3 protein-coding genes are annotated in these 2,835 nt (G+C 40.6%); 2 read left to right on the forward strand and 1 reads right to left on the reverse strand.

What is annotated here, in order from left to right:
- The coding region (locus tag K2X50_05440) for a threonine dehydratase (GenBank protein MBX9586684.1) at positions 1-789 on the reverse strand (789 nt) is incomplete at its 3' end.
- 641 nt (positions 790-1,430) lie between these two features.
- Between K2X50_05440 and K2X50_05445 the strand changes: the two genes are divergently transcribed.
- Together K2X50_05445 and K2X50_05450 are read left to right on the forward strand one after the other, a co-directional pair.
- A complete protein-coding gene (locus K2X50_05445) occupies positions 1,431-2,342 on the forward strand; it encodes a hypothetical protein (protein MBX9586685.1) in 912 nt (303 codons plus the stop codon).
- Between the two features lie 91 nt (positions 2,343-2,433).
- On the forward strand, positions 2,434-2,835 hold a 402-nt coding region (locus K2X50_05450), incomplete at its 3' end, for a hypothetical protein (GenBank protein MBX9586686.1).

The raw sequence follows: 2,835 nt of genomic DNA on the forward strand, positions 1-2,835 counted from the left end.
GTTGACATACAGAAGAAATACCAAACCAGTTCTATCATCATCACGCATGACTTGCAATGCCCAAGCATCTGGTTTTCTGCATGCCATGCCGTCGGCTAATAGGGTACTGACGGGTGATTCTATGATGGCGTTTTGTTCGAAGGAAAGCTTGTAGGAAAGAGCATGACTGGACACCACGCCAACAATCATGGTTTTTAAGCCTAGTGCATTTCTCGCGGCGATGGCAGCGCAGATTCCAGAGCCTTGACCGACTGGGACATAGATCACGTCAAGCTTAGGTTGCGCAGTAAAAAATTCGGTCCAATACGTCGCGACGCCACGAATCAGATCGGTATGCAGAGACGGCACCATATGCCAACCATGTTCTTGTGAGAGTGCCATGGCATGTTCACGGCTTTCTTGAAAGTCCTCACCAAATTCGATGAGCGTCGCGCCGAGTGCTCGCATCGCGGCATTTTTTTCTCGGCTATTCCCTTTAGGTACGACGATGTGGCTCGATAGTCCATACGGCTGTGCCGCGAAAGCGATCGATTGACCGTGATTGCCACGCGTTGCGGAAACTATGCCTTCGAGTTGTGGTTCACGTTGCATCAACTCGTGCACATAGACGAGTCCACCGCGCACTTTGAAAGCGCCGGTTGGCGTATGGTTCTCGTGTTTGAGCCAGATCTCAGTGCCCAAGGCCTCGCACAATAATGGCCATGCATACTGTGGTGTCGGCGCTAGCCTTGCATAGACAATCGCAGCGGCAGATTCAAGTTCAGATTTTGTTGGTAAGTTAAACGTCATAATGATCAAATCGAAAAAAGGAGACTCATCGTAATAGCAACCGACCCTCGAGTACCGATACAATTTGCATTGAGCTCGTGCAGCTGTTACGTTCAACTGACCATGACAGTTTTAGTCCTTGAAGAAACGTTGAAGCGTTGAAGAAGTGTTGAAAAGAAGCGTTGAAAAGAAGCGTTGAAAAGACACCCAACTCAAAAAGCAACTAAATGCAAATGAGGGAATGTTTTCCTGAAGGATTTAGTTGCTTTTGGAATTGGGTGTCTGTTGATTTCCTGTTGATTTATCTTTTGGTGTACTTTTTATTGTTTTTTGAATTTTTCAGGACTGACTACTTGCGTAATCAATTTACTTTAAATTTTGACTTGTAAAATAAATTTTTGTGTGATTTAATGCATCTCAATCAAATAAATTGAGACAAAATCATGCCGCGCCCTATCCCTCTAGTAGCGATTGTCAAGTCGCTAGTTTATCCCATAACAATTCTTTTTTATGCCGTCGGCATAAGCCGAGAATATATCGTTTCAAAGTAGACCATCTCTGCATTATTAAAGTGCTCATCTAGATAATAGATGTGAATGATTAGTTCGTTTTTGTTTTATGAAGTGCATTTCAATTAAATTTCAATAAAAAGGGAGTATAAAATGATTTTTGAGCATGAATTAAATAATGAAGCACAACATGGTGGCGTATTGCCTGTTCAGTTGCTTGATACGCCAAGTGACGATACTTATATTTTAAATCGAATGACAGTCAAAGGTAACGATACTCAATACTCGACCACCTTGCCTGCTGCCGCAAGTCAGAATACATATAAATCATTTTCACAGCATGAAAATTACAATCCTAATGAAGAAGGAATTTATAAGTTGCCAGAAGATGGGGACGTGGAACTACAAAGAGTTGAAGTGGAAGGACATAGGCTTAGTTGGCCAGAAAGAGAATATGAACGATGGCTGTATGAGATAGAGTTTCGTGATTATTTTACTGACCCGCGTAATGATTATCAGCCAGATCCGGTTGAGGGGTCGGTATACTTTAATAATAGTTGCACGCTAGCACAACATACTTCGCCAGCATCAGGGGCGTCTCCAGTTGAAGTTGCACTAAATGATTTGCGCAATGCGGTAAGTGCAGCTGGAGACGAAATTAATGGACAACAAAATCAATCAATTGAGCATAGTATTGTTTTTAAAAGAACGGTTTCTGGTGCTATTGCAAGAACACCTATTTCTCATGGGACAGCCACCGAGGTTACAATAAATATTCAGTTGCTTCCTGGAGAGAAAATCATAGCTTGGATACATTCACATCCAGATGTACCTGGAGCAGTTGATAATGGCTGGCGACCATCAAATCCAAATAATACTGAGGATGGTGATGGAGGGTTTAGTGACCAGCAAATGGCACAGCAAATGTTAAATGCAAATCAGGCCGATCCAAATGCCTTTATGTATATACTTGATGGTCGAAGCCATGATATCTTTGAATACACTATGAATGGTCCAATGACAGATCGTCCTAAAGGCGCAAATATAAGCAGGGATTGTAATTGAAAATCTTAAGAGAATTTATTCGGCAACATTGGCTGGTGTTTGTTGATTAAATTATATATGGTTATGATGATTAACTATGAACGGGCTTCATATGCTTAAAGTAATTTTATTGTTTTTACTTCTTATTTTTAAAATTAATTCTATTGCGCAAACATCCGCCCCAAAGAGGGAGGCAATAAATGTTGTTAATTCGGAAGCAGTAGGGACGAGCGTAACAATTTCTTCCCACCACTCTTGGAAACCGAAAAAGACTGAGTATTTGCATCATGTGGAATGTAGTAATGGGAATTATGACTTAAATTATTTACCAGAACTTAAGGAGGTGAATTTTTCGTATAAAGGTGAAAATTTTGAGTATAAAAACACCATTTTAGATCCGCTTTTTACAAGAATAATGTTGAATAAGTCGTTGCTTATTGCGACAGAGTTCCTTTGTCAATCTAATAGAATACATGTCCATTTTCAAGAATTTAATGTTGATGGAAAAGACATA

Source organism: Gammaproteobacteria bacterium (genome assembly GCA_019748175.1).
Taxonomy (GTDB): Bacteria; Pseudomonadota; Gammaproteobacteria; order JAIEPX01; family JAIEPX01; genus JAIEPX01.

What these genes read in the sequence shown, in the direction of transcription:
- K2X50_05445 (MBX9586685.1), top strand. Translation starts at nt 1,431, where the DNA reads ATGATTTTTGAGCATGAATTAAATAATGAAGCACAACATGGTGGCGTA.